The organism is Cellulomonas sp. Root137 (assembly GCF_001426725.1).
Lineage (GTDB): Bacteria > Actinomycetota > Actinomycetes > Actinomycetales > Cellulomonadaceae > Cellulomonas.
In genome coordinates this window covers 1-15,320 of the sequence record NZ_LMFG01000005.1, presented here as the reverse complement: position 1 = coordinate 15,320, position 15,320 = coordinate 1, and the positions used below count along the sequence as shown (strand labels likewise).

Annotated in this window: 14 protein-coding genes; 7 read left to right on the top strand and 7 right to left on the bottom strand. The window is 68.6% G+C overall.

All coding sequences use genetic code 11. The features are described 5' to 3' along the window. Positions 1-66 precede the first annotated feature (66 nt). The 3 genes from ASD18_RS19690 to ASD18_RS19680 all read right to left on the bottom strand — a co-directional run bounded on the left by ASD18_RS19690 (position 67) and on the right by ASD18_RS19680 (position 3,171). Positions 67-1,170 carry a hypothetical protein gene (locus ASD18_RS19690; RefSeq protein WP_156388111.1) on the bottom strand — a complete coding sequence of 368 codons (1,104 nt, stop codon included), beginning with the start codon at positions 1,168-1,170 and terminating at the stop codon, positions 67-69. 241 nt (positions 1,171-1,411) lie between these two features. Further along, a complete protein-coding gene (locus ASD18_RS19685) occupies positions 1,412-2,749 on the bottom strand; it encodes a hypothetical protein (protein WP_056096570.1) in 1,338 nt (445 codons plus the stop codon). Further along, on the bottom strand, positions 2,746-3,171 hold the full coding sequence (locus ASD18_RS19680) for a hypothetical protein (protein WP_156388110.1): 426 nt from the start codon (positions 3,169-3,171) through the stop codon (positions 2,746-2,748). The genes ASD18_RS19685 and ASD18_RS19680 overlap by 4 nt, the downstream gene beginning before the upstream one ends. A 306-nt stretch (positions 3,172-3,477) precedes the next feature. Between ASD18_RS19680 and mobF the strand changes: the two genes are divergently transcribed. The 7 genes from mobF (at position 3,478) to ASD18_RS19645 (ending at position 12,489) form a co-directional block, all read left to right on the top strand. Beyond that, positions 3,478-7,029 carry a MobF family relaxase gene (mobF, locus tag ASD18_RS19675; RefSeq protein WP_156388109.1) on the top strand — a complete coding sequence of 1,184 codons (3,552 nt, stop codon included), beginning with the start codon at positions 3,478-3,480 and terminating at the stop codon, positions 7,027-7,029. After that, positions 7,029-7,424: a hypothetical protein gene (locus ASD18_RS19670; RefSeq protein ID WP_200938653.1), complete on the top strand. Its 396-nt coding sequence runs from the start codon at positions 7,029-7,031 to the stop codon at positions 7,422-7,424. Before mobF ends, ASD18_RS19670 begins: the two co-directional genes overlap by 1 nt. 99 nt (positions 7,425-7,523) lie before the next feature. Then, positions 7,524-8,708, top strand: coding sequence for an ATP/GTP-binding protein (locus ASD18_RS19665; RefSeq protein WP_235522487.1), 1,185 nt, complete (start codon positions 7,524-7,526; stop codon positions 8,706-8,708). Next, positions 8,705-9,100, top strand: coding sequence for a hypothetical protein (locus ASD18_RS19660; RefSeq protein WP_056096560.1), 396 nt, complete (start codon positions 8,705-8,707; stop codon positions 9,098-9,100). The genes ASD18_RS19665 and ASD18_RS19660 overlap by 4 nt, the downstream gene beginning before the upstream one ends. 424 nt (positions 9,101-9,524) lie before the next feature. Further along, positions 9,525-10,391, top strand: a complete 867-nt coding sequence (locus tag ASD18_RS19655; protein ID WP_156388108.1) for a hypothetical protein — start codon at positions 9,525-9,527, stop codon at positions 10,389-10,391. Then, positions 10,384-10,980 carry a hypothetical protein gene (locus ASD18_RS19650; RefSeq protein ID WP_056096552.1) on the top strand — a complete coding sequence of 199 codons (597 nt, stop codon included), beginning with the start codon at positions 10,384-10,386 and terminating at the stop codon, positions 10,978-10,980. Before ASD18_RS19655 ends, ASD18_RS19650 begins: the two co-directional genes overlap by 8 nt. A gap of 72 nt (positions 10,981-11,052) precedes the next feature. Next, the gene (locus tag ASD18_RS19645; RefSeq protein WP_056096549.1) at positions 11,053-12,489 is read left to right on the top strand and encodes a hypothetical protein; all 1,437 of its coding nucleotides are present in this window, start codon (positions 11,053-11,055) and stop codon (positions 12,487-12,489) included. Between the two features lie 96 nt (positions 12,490-12,585). Here the strand turns inward: ASD18_RS19645 and ASD18_RS19640 are convergent, their stop codons facing one another. The 4 genes from ASD18_RS19640 to ASD18_RS19625 form a co-directional block, all read right to left on the bottom strand. Continuing rightward, a complete protein-coding gene (locus tag ASD18_RS19640) occupies positions 12,586-13,659 on the bottom strand; it encodes an ArdC family protein (protein ID WP_056096547.1) in 1,074 nt (357 codons plus the stop codon). A gap of 2 nt (positions 13,660-13,661) precedes the next feature. Continuing rightward, the gene (locus ASD18_RS19635) at positions 13,662-14,147 is read right to left on the bottom strand and encodes a hypothetical protein (RefSeq protein WP_056096544.1); all 486 of its coding nucleotides are present in this window, start codon (positions 14,145-14,147) and stop codon (positions 13,662-13,664) included. After that, positions 14,081-14,875, bottom strand: coding sequence for a transglycosylase SLT domain-containing protein (locus tag ASD18_RS19630; RefSeq protein WP_056096540.1), 795 nt, complete (start codon positions 14,873-14,875; stop codon positions 14,081-14,083). Before ASD18_RS19630 ends, ASD18_RS19635 begins: the two co-directional genes overlap by 67 nt. Then, a partial coding sequence (locus ASD18_RS19625; protein WP_156388107.1) for a type IV secretory system conjugative DNA transfer family protein occupies positions 14,872-15,320 on the bottom strand: 449 nt, incomplete at its 5' end. The genes ASD18_RS19625 and ASD18_RS19630, both read right to left, overlap by 4 nt.

The window sequence follows — 15,320 nt, the reverse complement described above, 5'->3', positions numbered from 1 at the left end:
GCCCAGAATCGCCGCAGCCACTCGAACGGTCCCAATTCGGTCGTCGCTGGACCGTTGTGGGCCGAACTAGCTCGTCTCGTCGGTCAGGAAGAGGCACACGGCGGTAACGAGCAAGAGGGCTTGCGTAGTGTTGCGCTGGCTGAACTGATGGCTCGAGACCCGATGCGCTGTGGCATGCCGGGCGAACGTCTGTGGGATGAGGGCTGACCCCGCCCTCCCGTCGAACTGCTGGTAGGCGTGCCAGACAGGGCCCATCACCATGAAGGTGCGCAGGTCCCACTCAAGCAAGTCGGCTCGCTGAGTCAGCTTGTGGCTCGTGTAGGTCGCGCGGCGCTGTTGCGGCAACGTCTGGATCAGGTGGTCGAGTGTGCTCGCCAGCAGCGCCTGGGCAGCGGCGTGGTGCCCGTTGCGGATTGCAGCGATGGCTTGCCGCGTGAACGGCACCGCCTCTCCCAGCGAGTGCCCGGTCGCCCGGTCGAGAGCCTCGTCGCAGTCCTGCGCGATCTGCGGAATCGTGCTGTCAAGGATCGAGCGCAGGGCGGCATTGTCCGGAGCTGCGAGGAGCGCCGCGGCGATCTCTCGTCGCGGCACCTCGTAGACGGTGATGCCGACATCGGCCAGCCTCTGCAGTCCGGCCACCGCGACGTCGAGACCCTGGAGGTTGCGCGGATACAGCTGCTCGAGCGTCGAGCTTGGCCAGACGGAGGCGGTGCGCGCCCACGCGTCTGCCATCTCCGCGAACTGGCTCACGACGACTTCGACGCCCGTGCTCCACGCGATGTCGATCTTGGGCATAGCGGCAAGACCCTCCACCGCTCCCCAGAGCTGCTGGTGCAGGCCCTGGTGCCTCTCGGCAAACTGCCCGAGGATCTCCTGGAGATTCGCTCGCATACCGTCGATCGGATCCAGCTGCTGGATCACCGGGGCGAAACTGGCCTGCCACGCCTCGAGAACGCTTGAGAGATCGAGCAGTCCAGTGCGCTCCGCCAAACCGCTGGTAGCCGCCGCCAGCTCCAGAATTGCGTTCCGTGCGATGGCCACCGACTTCGGCGTTAGGTCCGGGGAACTATTCGAGGTTGCCGGATGGTTCCTTGGGGGATGAGAGTCAGCGGGCTCATCGGCTGGGTCGTTCTCGGCGTCGGCGGGCTCGCCAGGCTCGTCGCTCTGCATCGCGCGAGCGTAACCGGCTCGTCGCTCGTGCATCGCGGCGAGAGCAACCGGGCCGCCTCGATACCTCGCTGGATCGGGAAACTTCGACTTAGACCCCGCGGCGGCGGTGACGACTGGGAGCCACGGGTGTAGCTCGATGCCGTAATTCACGATGCGCGCGATCTATTGGCTTGAAGCGCATCGCGGTTGAGCCGAAGCTCGCTCGCCTGGTCGGCAAGGGCGGATCAGGCGCTTCCGTCAGCTATGCAATGTGACTCGGCTCCAGACAAGATCGTGCGTCGGTCGTAACCGGCGCTTGGAGGTCGGCGGGAGCTTGTGGGCGCGGTCGGGTGTCGCGGTATTGAGTGAGAACGGCGTCCCGGATCACGTCCGGCACAGGGACCACAGCACCCTCTAGTTTGGCGCGCACGAGTTCGGGGGAATCCGTTACTTCGTCACCGGTCAACTCGCGGGCACGGACGTGAATTTGATCGGACGCAGCCATGGTCCGGAAGCTCGTGACGTTCCAGTCGGCGATTTCGTTGCTGACGGCGACGGCACACTGGATCGTTGCGTGGGCAGCGCGGACCCCCGAGACATCGCGAGACCGAGCGGTTCCTGGATCGGGCATGTCGACGTCGCGCAGGAGTCGCCGGAGCCGAGGGACCGCCGCGTGCACTACTGGGTTGGGAAGCCCGGGCGCGAGAAGGTGCCCCATGCTGACGATCAGCGATTGCCAATGTCGTGCCGCGCGAACGAACTGCCGCGGGTCGGTGTTTGCGTGGAACTCGGCCGCCGCAGCGTTGGCGACTAGTCCGAACAGTGCGAAGTCACGCAGCGTCACGATGGAGCGGTCGGGCTCGCGGGCGTTCGTCCATGCGGCGTTTCGCACCTGCCGAAGCCGGTCGGAGATCTCAGCCAGCTGGTCGTGCGTGCGGATCGGCGCGTTGGCCAGCGTGATGTCGTCCAATGCGCTCACACCGCCTCGCCCGTTTGCCGCGGCGGTCGCTTGAGAGGCCCAGGCCTGCGCCTCTTCCATCCCCGGAAGCCAGCGACGCAGCCGCCACCACGTGAGTCCTGCTTGTCCGGCCCGCAGGGTCAACGTCATCTCGCCGGAGAGCAGCGCGCCGGCCAGGTCGGCGATCCGAGACAAGCTGACTCGTCGGGCATCGAAGTCGGTAACGGTGGCGGCATCGGGGGTGCGGGGGAACCCGTCAGGGTCCAGGTGGGTAGCGAGCAGGTCGGTGCCGGCGCGCAGAAAGCGCGCAGCCTGGGCCCAAGGGTGACCGTTCGGTCCCGGGAGGTAGGGAAGCCGACGATCCTTGTCCTCGAGCACTGGGATCGAATCGACCATCTGCACAGCCGCGTACTCGACGTGGTCGCCGGTGACCAGCCCGGGTGGCACGCCGTACAGAGTGCCCATGCGGTGCGGGTCAGCCAACGAGCGGACGTGGCGCTCGATCGCGTCAAGCACTGCGTGGTAGCCGATGAGCGCCTCGTACGCGTCATCGATCGTGTCGAAGCGCTGATGCTGGGTTCGGGCGCTGCCCTCGTGGATGCACTGCGCCGCCTTCGTGACGAGCTCGCCGTACGTGGTCACGGCACACGTCCGAGGATCGCAGTCCGTGCGGTGAAGAGCTTGTTCGTGACCCGGGTCAGGCAGGCGAACTCTTCGACCTCAGTCGCCCCATCGGCGAGGAGACTGGCCCGGTCGAGCGCAGCCTTGAGGAGTCGGTCCAGGACGAGTCGCGCCGCGTCGATGTCGTCGGTGGGTCGCAGGACGCCAAGGTCGACCGCGGTGCCTCGTTCTATGAGTCCGTTGTCGAGCCACTCGAGCTCGTCGCGGGCTTCGCGGATGTCCATCGCCGCGAACGTCAGGTCCACCACGGTGGCCAGCGGGACGCCGAGGCTCAGCTTCAGCGTGGCGTGGCTGGCCGCGTAGAGCAGCGACCACAGCCCCTCCCAGCCGGTCGCGGCGTGCTCGATGAGCACCCTCGCCGGCGCTTCCCATGTTGCGCTCATCCCTGCCGCCTCCCTCGTCGTCCCATCGGTCCGTTCACCGTGATCCGCGCCCCGCGGCCGATGTGATCGATCGACCGGATGTGTGGATGAAGCTGGCTCACAGGAGTAGGTGCGCCAGCGGGCGCGTAAGACGCGAGGTCGATCAGCGACGGGCTCGACGAGGGGCGCGAGGAAGGAACTGGGCCATGACACCTCTGGCACCAACGGTCGATCACGAAAACTCGGGCTCGCGTGTTACGCGCTGTCGGGCGCACTACAGGGCATGGAATTCAGGACTCGAGCGCGCATCGGTGCAGCGTCGTGGTGATGACGTTGCATCGCCTGACCGCCGGGGCGGGCTATCAGTATCTGCTTCGGCACACGGCGTCGGGAGACTGCGACCGGTCGAGTGCGACGTCACTGACGGACTACTACACCGCGTCCGGGAATCCGGCCGGCCGGTGGCTCGGGTCCGGACTGCCCGGTGTCGGGGGAGCAGATGGCATCGGAATCGAGGTCGGCGACGTTGTCGAGGAGCAGCCCATGGCCCGGCTGTTCGGGCAAGGGCGCGACCCGGCAACGGGCACCCCGCTGGGCCGCGCCTACGTGACCGGCGACCCGGTAGCCAAGCGTGTCGAGGCGCAGGTCAAGGTGCTGCCGGAGAGCATGGACGTGGACGCTCGGCGGGCGGCGATCGATGCGATCACGCGGGTGGAACTGGCCCGGGGTGCCCCCAAAACGGTGGCCGGGTTCGACCTGACGTTCACGCCGCCGAAGTCGGTCTCGACGCTGTGGGCGGTCGCCGACCCCCGCACCCAGGCCACCGTGTTGGCCGCGCACCGGGCGGCGGTGAGCCAATCGTTGGGGTTCCTCGAGGACCGGGCGTTGTTCACTCGCACGGGGCACGCCGGGTGCCGGCAGGAGTCGACGCTCGGTGCGATCGCGGCCGGGTTCGACCATTGGGACTCCCGTGCCGGGGACCCGAACCTGCACACCCATCTGGTGGTAGCGAACAAGGTCCAGGGCGCCGACGGGGCGTGGCGGTCGCTGGACTCCCGGGCGCTGCACCACGCGACCGTGGCGATCTCCGAGGTGTACGACGCTCTGATGGCCGACGAGTTGGCCCGACGACTGCCCGTGCGATGGGGCTGGCGGCACCGCGGTGCCCGCCGCAGCCCACGCCTGGAGATCGACGGCGTCGAGGACGGGCTGATGGGGGAGTTCTCCACGCGCTCTCGTTGCATCGATGAGGCGATGACCGACGAGGTCGCCCGCTTCGCTGCCACCCACGGCCGGACACCGAACCGGATCGAGATCACCCGGCTCCGCCAAACGGTCACCCGAGCCACCCGACCCAGCAAGCACGTCCGCCCCCTCGGGGAGTTGCTCATGGCATGGCGCCGCCGCGCCGCCATCCTTACCGGACGCACCCCGGAGGAACTCACGGGGACGGTCCTGCAGCGCGGCCGAGGCGTCCCCTTGCATGCCGACCGGATACCCGCCGAGGTGGTGGACCGGGTCGCACAGGTAGTGCTGGCCGGGGTGATGGAGCGCCGCTCGACCTGGACCAGGTGGAACGTCCTGGCCGAAGCCGCGCGGGTGACCCGCGGGTTCGTGATGGCCAGCCCGGCCGACCGTCTCGCCTTGCTCGATGCCGTCACCACCGCCGCACTGAGTGACGCGATCTCGACCGCGCCGCCCGCGTTGTTCGTGTCTGGGCCGCGCTACCGACGCGCCGATGGCACGTCGGTCTTCGAACGCTCCGACGAGGAGCGGTTCACCGACCGGCGGGTCCTGGAGGCCGAAGCACGGTTGCTCGCCGCCGCTGCAGCGGACAATGCTCCCGCAACGACCGCGGCCGCGCTTGCCGTGGCGGCCGCGGACGGCAGCAGGCGGCTCGCACCCGATCAAACGGTCGTCGTGGAGCAGGTGACGAGGTCCGGGCGGCGTTTGGACGTGTTGGTCGGGCCGGCCGGCTCGGGCAAGACGACCACCTTGCGCGGGGCTCGCCGCGCCTGGGAGCACACCTACGGTCGCGGGTCCGTGATCGGACTCGCGCCATCCTCGTCGGCGGCTGCCGAGCTCGCCCGAGCATTGGGCATCGGGTGCGAGAACACCGCCAAGTGGATCTTCGAGTCCTCAGGTGACGGTTCCCAGCGGCGCACCGCTCTGACCGAACGACTGAGTAGCGCGCGCGAGGCCGCTGCACGTGACGGCAACGTGCAGGCGCGACGCACCGTCGAGACTGCCCTCGCCGCGCAGGCCCGGGAGGGCGCACGGTGGAGACTGCGGCCGGGGCAGCTGGTGATCGTTGACGAGGCATCTCTGGCTGGGACGTTCACCCTGGACACCATCGTCACCCAAGCACGCCTGGCGGACGCCAAGGTGCTGCTCGTCGGTGACCACGGTCAGTTGTCCGCGGTCGACGCCGGTGGGGCGTTCGCGCTGCTCGCCGACCGCACCCGTCCCGCCCGGCTGACCTCGCTGTGGCGGTTCAGCCACCCGTGGGAAGCCGCCGCCAGCCTCGGACTGCGAGACGGCGACAACGGAGTCCTCGAGGACTACGTCGACCAGGATCGGGTCCACGCAGGCGCCGCCGAAGCGATGCTCGAGGACGCCTACACCGCCTGGGCCGACGACATCGATGACGGCATCGACGCCATCCTGATCGCCCCCGACGCACGCACGGTCGCCGCCCTGAACGCCCGCGCCCACCGCGACCGCGTCGCCGACGGCCTGGTCACCGCAACCGACGTAGCGTCCGCGGCGGGGGAGCCGCTCGGCGTTGGAGATCGGATCGTCACCCGCCGGAACGAGCGCACACTTCGCCCGCTCGGCGCCGGACGTCACGCCTACGTGCGCAACGGTGACCTGTGGGCCATCACCCAGACCCACCCCGACGGATCCCTCACAGCTACCCGGACCCGCTCCGCGACCGGCACCGCGCAGGCGTCGGTGCTCCTGCCGGCGCAGTACGTCGCCCAGGACGTGGACCTCGGGTACGCCAGCACCACCCACCGCGCCCAAGGCATCACCGTCGACCACGCCCACGTACTAGCCCACCCCGGCATGGCCCGAGAGAACCTGTACGTCGCGATGACCCGCGGCCGACACGCCAACCACGTCTACGTCGCCCTGGACGCGGTCGACCCGGACTGCGACGACCTCCCCGAGGCCCCGACCAACAGCACCGGACGCGACGTCCTCGCCGCCATCATCGCAATGACGAGCGCCGAGCAGTCCGCCACCGCGCAGATCGCCGCCGAACAGAGCGCCGCCGGCTCCCTGCACCGACTCGAACCCATCCGACGCACCCTGCTCGCCGAGGCATCCCGCAACCGCTGGACCACGCTATTGGCCAGCGCCGGACTTAACGAAGAGGACGTGCAGGCCCTGCAGGCCTCGCCCGAGGCCGGGACGTTGCTCACGACGCTCGACCGAATCGCCGCGCTCACCACCAAGCCCGCCGCCGTTGCCAGCGACCTCGTCACCGCGGCGGCCGACGACGCCTCCGTCGACGCGCTCACCCGCGAGGCGCGCCGCTGGGTACATGCCCTCGCAGAGCACCCACAAGACGTTCCAGCCACAGGAAGTACGACTGGCCTCGACGTCCAGGACCTCGCCCTGGCCACCACTATCCAAGACCTGATCAACCAACGCGCCACCGCACTCACCCAAGCCGTCCTCGACGAAGAGCCCGCCTGGCTCGACCGACTCGGACCTGAACCTGCCGACACGCACGCGCGAGCCGCGTGGCTTGCTCAGATCGCCGCCACCATCGCCCACCTCGACCAGCAGCGTCCGCAGGATCTCCGCAGCCCGTCGAGGACACCGAGCGCTGCGGCGACCACTGCTGCTCGCGAAGGAGCGTCGATCTGATGACCCGACCACGCCGCAGGACGTCTGCTGGCCAACAAACGTTCTTTCCCCGGCGCGTCCTGATAGCACCAATCGGCCCGCCGACCCCGATCGTGTGGTCCGCGTTCAGCGAGACCGACCAAGAGCTGTTGCTGGAGGACCTCGACCTATGGGTCACATGGTTGGTGGAGCGCTACCACCTCGACCATCGCACCGTGCCACCCTGCTGGACCCGACACCCCGAACTCATCGAGGAACTGTCGGCCCTGCAACTCGCATGGCAGGGCGCCTACTCCACCAGCGCCGTCCCCGACGCGCCACTGAACTGGCATGAGCGCTTCGCCGCCGCCCGCATTCGAATCAGCGACTGGGTGTCCCGCGCCGGCTGCCGGCCAGGTGCGCACCGCGAGATGTAGGTACCGCCCCGGCGGCTCCAAAGGGTCACCCGTTCGGCGGGGTGAGGCGTAAATGCCGCATCCGAACGGTGCGCCATTGGCAAGGATCCCGAGCACTGCATGAGTATCGTGACGGCCATGGCGGCGAAACTGCGGGTGCGGGAACAGAATATTGCCGTCTTTGGGGAGAGTGGCAGCGGCAAGACCGTGCTGGTCTCCTCGTTCTACGGTGCGGCGCAGGAGCAAGCGTTTCTCAAGGAGAGCCCCTTCCATCTCGTCGCGGAGGACACCGGCAAGGGCAATCACCTGCGCCAGAACTATCTAGGTATGAAGAACAGCGCGCAGGCCCCGGAGGCGACGCGTTTTGCCGCAACGCAATACTCCTTCATGCTCCAGCTGAAAGACCCGGCCGATGCCAAGGCGGCCAAGGCGGCCAAGGCGCGGCCGTTCGACGCGCTGCGGCTCGTCTGGCACGACTACCCCGGTGAGTGGTTCGAGCAGGAGACGAGCAGCGACGAGGAGGCGGGGCGTCGACTCGACTCCTTTCGCACACTGCTGCGGTCCGACGTCGCTCTTGTCCTCGTCGACGGCCAGAAACTCGTCGACTACGCGGGCGAGGAAGAGAAGTACCTGAAGTCGATGCTCGGGAACCTCCGCGACGGCCTGCTCCGGTTCAAGAGCGATCTCCTGGACGGCGGCGAGTTGCTGACCGAGTTCCCACGCATTTGGATCCTCGCGCTGTCGAAGGCCGACCTGCACCCGGACCTGGACGTCCACGGGTTCCAGGACCTCCTCGTCGAGAAGGCGGCCGGCGACATCAGCTCGCTTCACGATGTTCTCAAGGGCTTCGTGAACCTTCCCGAAGCGCTCTCGATGGGCGAGGACTTCCTGCTGCTGTCCTCTGCCAAGTTCGAGCCTGGCAGGATCGAGGTGACGGAGCGCAAGGGCGTCGACCTACTTCTCCCGGTGGCGTGCGTGCTGCCGCTGGACCGGCTCGTCCAGTGGGGCAGGAGGCTCGAGATCCCGCGCAAGATGCTGGACCGCCTCGTGGACAACGCCGACGACATCGCGCGCGTCCTCTACGGCGCCGCGCCGTGGATGATCAAGGTGCCCAAGGTCGGCAAGTTCCTGGCCATCGCGCTCCCCTATGTCGCTCGGGCGATCAAGAACGGCAGCCCGATGCTCAAAGAGATTAACGACAGGGCATGGGCGAACCACGACTACCTCACCGCGGTTCTCACGCGGTTCAGGCTCGACCTCGACAGAGGCGTGAAGGAGAACCTGCTCGTCAAGAGCACGAAGTGAATCTCGTCTGGGCCACGCGGGGGCGCACCTGGGGTTTCCGTTTCCTCCTCGACGGCGGGTACGCGGACCCGCTGCCCGTCTACGAGAGAGCGTTTGCGGGGGTCGAGGGCGAGCGGACGGTGTGCAGGCGCGTCGGCACGCTCGTGGCACTGCGCTTCTCCGATCCCGAGGGCCGTCACGACGAGTCCGGACGCCGCATCCCCCATGACATCGTCGTCCTGCCGCCGTTGGCAGACGTCGTCCACTCCGCCGAGGACGGCCGCCGGCTCGTCTGGCCAATGCTCGCAGAGGCGTTCGAGCGTCTGTGGGAGCAGCCGCGGGCGCCCTCACGAGAGGACGTCGAGAGCGCCCTTCAGAGCAGCCCCGATTCCGCGGTCGGGCCAGGTTCCTAGTCTCCTCGGGCCGCCGGGGCGGCCACAGTGCTTCGAGTAGTGCCGCAGCGCGCGTGTCTGCGATCGGTGCCTGGGAGATTGAGCCACGCCGTCGAACGACTGCTCGCTGCGGCGCGAGCCTTGACCTCTCCCTGCTGACCGAGACGAGCTGCGCGAGGAACATGCCGGTCGACGCGAGGGTATATGGCGGGTCGTCGAGCAGGCGTCGTTCGGGTTGTTCTGTCAGCGGCTGCCTGCGGGCACCGACGGGTACTTCGAGACCCGCCGGTTCGTCGAACAGCCGCCGCTGTCGACGTCCAGAACGGTCGGCTTCGACGCAAGCCCCGCGTTGACGTTGGCGCATTCAGCAACCAGCACGCGGTTCGGCGGCCGCCCTTTAGGTCGCGCAGCTGCCAGCCGACTACCTCGTAGGGCCGATGTAGAGGTGGAGCCGATGCCTGTCTTGGAAGACGTAGAGGTCGAGGAGTACCGGTTTGCGGATCGGCACGTCAGCGCGCGCGCATGGTCGATCGCGACGGAGCTGTGCCTGCGTCACCCGGAGCTGCGCATCACCGGTGTGATCAACGAGGAACGCGTCCCTCTGCTGATCGCCCACGACGAGCGCACCGACCTGCGGATCCAGTTCGACCTGGTCGCGTGGATCTTGTACCTCAAGCCCGACGGCGCTCCCGAGTACATCTACTGGGACCAGGTCTTCGCGTCCGGCCTGGACACGGTCGTCAAGCGCATCGAGTCCGGCACGGGGCTCGGTGAGCCGTGCTGGGGTGCTCGTTTCCCCGATGACTACCCACACGTGCGCACCTACCAGGTCATCAGCGAGCTCCTGCGCGCCGGTGTGCACGACTCCGACGGATGGCAGGTCCGGCCCGTCACCGCCTCACCGCACGACCCCGACACGACCGACGACGCCTTGCTGGACCTGTTTCACGGCCGCGATCACCTGCGGTCGGACCTGGTCGAGGACCTTGAGCGCCGCCTCGACGCCGGCGCCACCCACTACGCCGAGCCGGTCTGGGTCTTGTATCGCGCGCTCGAACCGGTCGCTCTGCTGAACTCGGTCACGGCCGTCGGGTACACCCGTCACCACATCGTCCCCCTGTCCAAGATGACGCGGCGCACTGCCGTATTCGACCTGCTCGCCGCGACACAGCAGAACCCGCCAATCCCGCAGGACGAGGAAGGCAACTTCTCGGCTCTGGTCGCCCGTGCCCGCCGCAACGGCAACGTCGGACGCCATCGCCCGCGCCCTCGCGCGCGGCCCTACGCCGACCTGGACCCCCTCGATGACTGAGCCGACTGCCGATGAGTCCGAACTCGAGCAGCCGTCGCGCGCCCACACGCTTGCGGCGACGTGGGCGATCGCTGCGCGGCTCGTCGAGCACTGGGACGGCCTGGACCTTGCTCGCCCAGACGACGACCCGGAGGTGCTGCTGACGATCGCAGCGTCGCGCGGAGCGCACCCGTTCGTGGCGTTTCATCATGTCGCCGGCATCGCCATTCGGAACGGAGGCGAAGTCGAGAACGTCGAGTGGTTCGACGTGTTCGCCCAGCCGTTCCCGACGACGACCGCCGACGTCATCCTCGAAGCTCTCGCACCGCAGGCTGGCCGGCCCGGTACACCACCGGACGCGCTCGCCCACCAAGTGGTCGCGACCTACCTGGCTTCGGTCGTCGACGATGGCGGGCATTGGGAGGTCGCCTCCGACGGTGACGAGGGCTGGGTCGTCCGTCGCGACGGCGAGTACGTCTGGTCCGTCTACCCACCGACGGGCCGTATCAAGCGCGTCGGTGTGCGCGGAGCTGAAAGCCTGGCAGATGCCCTTATCCGCGTCGGTGGTGACCGCACCCTGCTGGTGCTGGACCTGCTCGGTCGGCTCTGACTGGCGCATGTGCTGCGTGATGATCAGCAGACACCCGCAGGCCGGTTGGATCGGTGACGGAGGGGGACAGTTGTGAACGCAGACGTCAGGGCCCGCATTTCCAAGACGTCTTTGAGGATCGACGACGAGGGCGAATCGGTGGCGTCCATCGCCGCGATGACACCGGGCGTGCCCGACGAGCCCCACGTGACGACGCCCGGGCTCGCCGATGCGCGCCTCGCCCAGTTGGCTACCGCCCTCGGTGGCGAGAACCTGGAGTGGCCCGACGGAGGCGGGGTCGTCTTCGACCTCGATCGAGCCACCGCGGAAGCGAGCATCAAGGAAGGAGGTGCGCGCGTCGCAGTACACGTGATGCTCAGCCCAGCGACTGCGACGGAGGTCGAGGAGTGGGTCGCATCTCAGCCAGAACCAATTGCGACTGTCCTTGAAATCGAGGAAGGCGAACTGGACGAGGCGTTCCCGTGTCTCATGTTCGAGCGTTCTCTCGACTTTGTGTCCTGGGGGCTGGACGCGGTTCTCGACGACATCGCGGCGTTCGCTGCGGCGTGGGCGGGAGCTGAGGGCATCGAGCCGGCCGGGGATCCGAGAGACATTGCTCCGTCAAGTGCGTGGTTGCTCATGGGCGATGAGGCCTCATACCCGGACTCCGACGAGCTTGCGCGCCGCACCGCGGTCGCGCAGGTCGGTGTGTTCGACGCGAAGTGGACTACTGCGAAGCAGACCATCGTCGGAGACCTGTACCTGGTCTACTTCACCGCACCGCGCAAGGCTGTTCACTTCGTTGCGCGAGCGGCATCGAACGCGTTCTACGCCGATGACATCGAGGTGAGCACCGAAGGGACGGTCGCGAACCAGCAACAGTGGACGTACCTCACCCCTCTGATCGAAATCCGGCCGATCCCGTTAGCCACAGTGCTGGCGGCCAACGACGGCCACCTGGTGATGCGTGGTCGATCGGGCAAGTTCCTGCGACCCGAGGTCATCAGTGCTCTGAACTTCGTCGCGCTGAACCCCGACGACCAGGCGGCTGTCGACCGGGTGGTCGTCACGCCAGCAGGTCTCGCCGACCTTCCGGATCCTGCCCAGCTCACGCTCCACGACTGGCATTCGATCGCGGGTGGAGCGCTGCCCCTGGAGAGCCACGTATCGCAGTACGTCGTCGAGCCACTGCTCAACCGGCTCCTCGGCCGACGCTTCGAGACTCGACGCGAATATCGCGCGGGACGTGGTTTCGTCGACTATGTCGTCCTCCAGGACGGCGCACCGACGGCGGCGATCGAGGTCAAGCTCGCGATGGCGACGCCCACGCACGGTGACTGGTCACGGACAAGAGAAGCGCAGCAGTTGAGGCGGTACACGGCCGAGCTCGACGTGCCCGGCGCCCTGATCGATGCGAACCGGATCCTGCTCTTCGCACGCGGGAGCGCGAGCCCGTACCGGGAGATCGAACGGCGTAGTGCCTCGGCCGACGACCTGGAAGCCGTGCGAGTGCACCTCGAGCAATCCTGAGCCCGTTGTGGTGATGACCGTGTGCGTCCGGAGCCCGCGGCCAGGGTCGTCGTCGGGCTTGGATGCGCCGGGCCAACTCATAAAGGCCGGCAGCCGCTAAGGGGCAGCGTCGGGGCTAGTCAGGTGGTACGGGGTCCATCGCTCTTTCGCCGGGGGCCGAGCGCGGCGTTCCGTCCAGCCGCCGCCAAGGAGCGATAGGTGGTCCAGCCCGTCCGAGCGTGCCGGGGCGAGGTCGCGGTAGTCGCCCAGCACCAGGTCGGCGATGCCGGGGCCGGGTCTGGTGTCGGGCTCGTCGGGAGTCCCGATCGAGCGTGCCGCGATCAGCACCTGGGTGGCGGATTCCCGAAGCAGGTCGGGGTGCCCGTCGCTCCATCCGGCGATGTAGGGCAGGGAGTAGTTCGTGGTGTCGAGACCGGCGATGGCGGCGACGAGGTAGGCGATGGATTCGGCTTCGACTTCGGCGCGTCCGCGGCACTGCGCATCGCTGGCGTAGTCGGGGAAGCGGTGTTCGTGGTCGGCTCGGATGTGTCCGAGCTCGTGGGCGAGTGTCTTGGTCGCTTGTGCCGGTTCGACGTCGTCGCGGATGCGCACGGTGTTGGCGCGGTAGGCGGTGTAGCCGTTGGCTCCCGGGGGGCATGGACCGCGCTCGAGGGTGAAGCCGTCGTCGGTGACCAGAGCGGCGAGGTGCGCCCAGAGGTGCTGCGGGGCGTCGCCCGTCAGCAGGCGCGGCTCGACCTCGGGGAGGGGTGGGCCGTCGGTCTGGCTGATGTCGAACACGTGCACTACACGGAAGCCGCGCAGCTCACGCATCGAGACCGGGTCCGCGTCCTCTCGACGCGCCGCAGCCGGGTCGGCCGCGCGGGCCGCCGACTCGGCGTCGGTCACGATGGATCGGTAGGTGCAGGGGGCGAGGATGGCGATGCCGTGCTCGCCCTTGACGACGCGTCGCCCGAGGTTGTTCCAGGTGCGGATCCCGGCCACCCGGGTGGCGTCGGGGCGTTGTGCGGCGATGAGGAGCACGTTGGAGGGGGAGTAGGTGGGGAACCGGGCGGCGGTGGTGAGCATCTGCCGCCAGCGTTCGGAGTGGACGAGGTCGGCGACCGCGGAGATGAGCTTGTCGTGCAGTGCGGCGAGGCGTTCGTCGCTGGACGGTGATGTGCGGCCGGTCATGGTTACCGTCCGGAGGGTGCGGGGTGGGTGGTTCCGGCGGGGAGCAGCGCTCCTTTGCAGATGGGGTTGGACCAGCCGAGGTATCCGTTGCCGTGCAGGTACATCGCGGACAGGCGGTCGAAGCTGATCAGGTAGACGCCGCCGTGGTTGCCGGTGGCGGAGTCGAAGACCTCGTTGGCGGTGAGCAGGATCTTGGAGGGGTCGCACCCGGGGTCGGCTTGGACGACGAGGGAGGCGTGGCCGAAGGGGCGTCCGGTGTTCCAGAACGTGAACGCGCCCAGCGGTGGGCAGGCGTCGCCGGGGTGGGCGTGCCCGGTGGCGACCATCTCGGTCCAGTGGGCCTTGGCGGAGGTGAACCCGGAGCCGACGTACCCGTACGCGCGGCAGGCGAGCCGGTCGCACAGTTGACGCCACCCGGAGGTCACACCGACGTAGGCCAGGCCGTTGCGCACGGCCGTCGCGACATCGGCCGAGGTGCCGGCCGGCACGACGACCTCGCCCCCGCCGAGCTGGGGCGTGCACCCCCGGTCGGCGACCCGCCGGAGGGTGCGGCCGCAACGGGGAGGGCGGGGTTCGGGACCTCCGGGGCGGCGCCCGAGACGCCGTCGGCGGTCCAGGCGGTCATGCGTTCCTCGACGTTGGCGATGAACTTGGCGGTGACGGCCGGGATGGTCGGGTAGGTGCGCAGCCGGGATTCGCCGGCGTTGTGCGCGATGACCAGGGCGTCCAGGATCGGGATGCTCGAGGAGGCCCAGTCGGGGTGGTCGGCGCGGATCTGCCGCACGCCGGCCAGGCGGGCGCACAGGTAGGTACCGCCAACGGCCGCGTGGAGGTCGGGGTCCTCGATGTCCGGGGCACCGTTGCGATTGAGGTCGGCGTTCGGTGGGTGGTCGTAGTGCGCCTTCCAGATGGAGGCGTTCATCTGCAGCAGTCCCCAGGTGCCGCCGTTCGAGTCGTCGGCGTGCGCGTCGGGTCGAAAGTCGGACTCTTGGGCCATGACGGCGGCGATCCACGTCTCCGGCAGGTCGGGGCAGGACGCCTCCGTCTCGGCGATCCAGGTCCGGGCGATCGCGGGGATGGGGGCGTCGTCGGCGAGCGGTCCGCCGGCGGAGGTGGCGATGCAGGCGCTCGCTGTGCCGCCGACGGCGACGGCGGTCACGATCGCAATGGCCGGGACGGACAGGAACCCGAGGGCGCCGAGCGCGAGCTTGATCATGTCGGCACCGCCGTGCCAGTCGCGGTGGCGTGCTCGACGGCCTTCTGGTCCGCCTGCAGTGCTGCTGCGTCGCGTCGTGCGGTCCACGCGGCCAGGTCGATCACGGTGGGTTTGGTCTGGCGTAACAGCAGGACCGCGGTGCCGAAGGGCAGCGTGCGCAGTACGGAGGCGGGCATGACCGGGACGGTGCGCACCGAGGTGGACGAAGAGCGGCCGCCGGCGCGGCCCCGGGAGCGGGTCTCGGTGAGCTCGTCGACCTCGCCGACGAGGCGGGCCACGTCGTCCAGGTCCCGGTACTTGGCCAACCCGCCCAGGACGATCTTGACGGTGGCGGCGTCCCAGATGGCGTCGGCGGCGTGCTCGCCCCAGCGGGCGCGAGCTTGGGCCAACGATTGCAGGACGGCCAACGTGGTGATCCCGGAGCCGCCACCTTCGGCCATCAAGG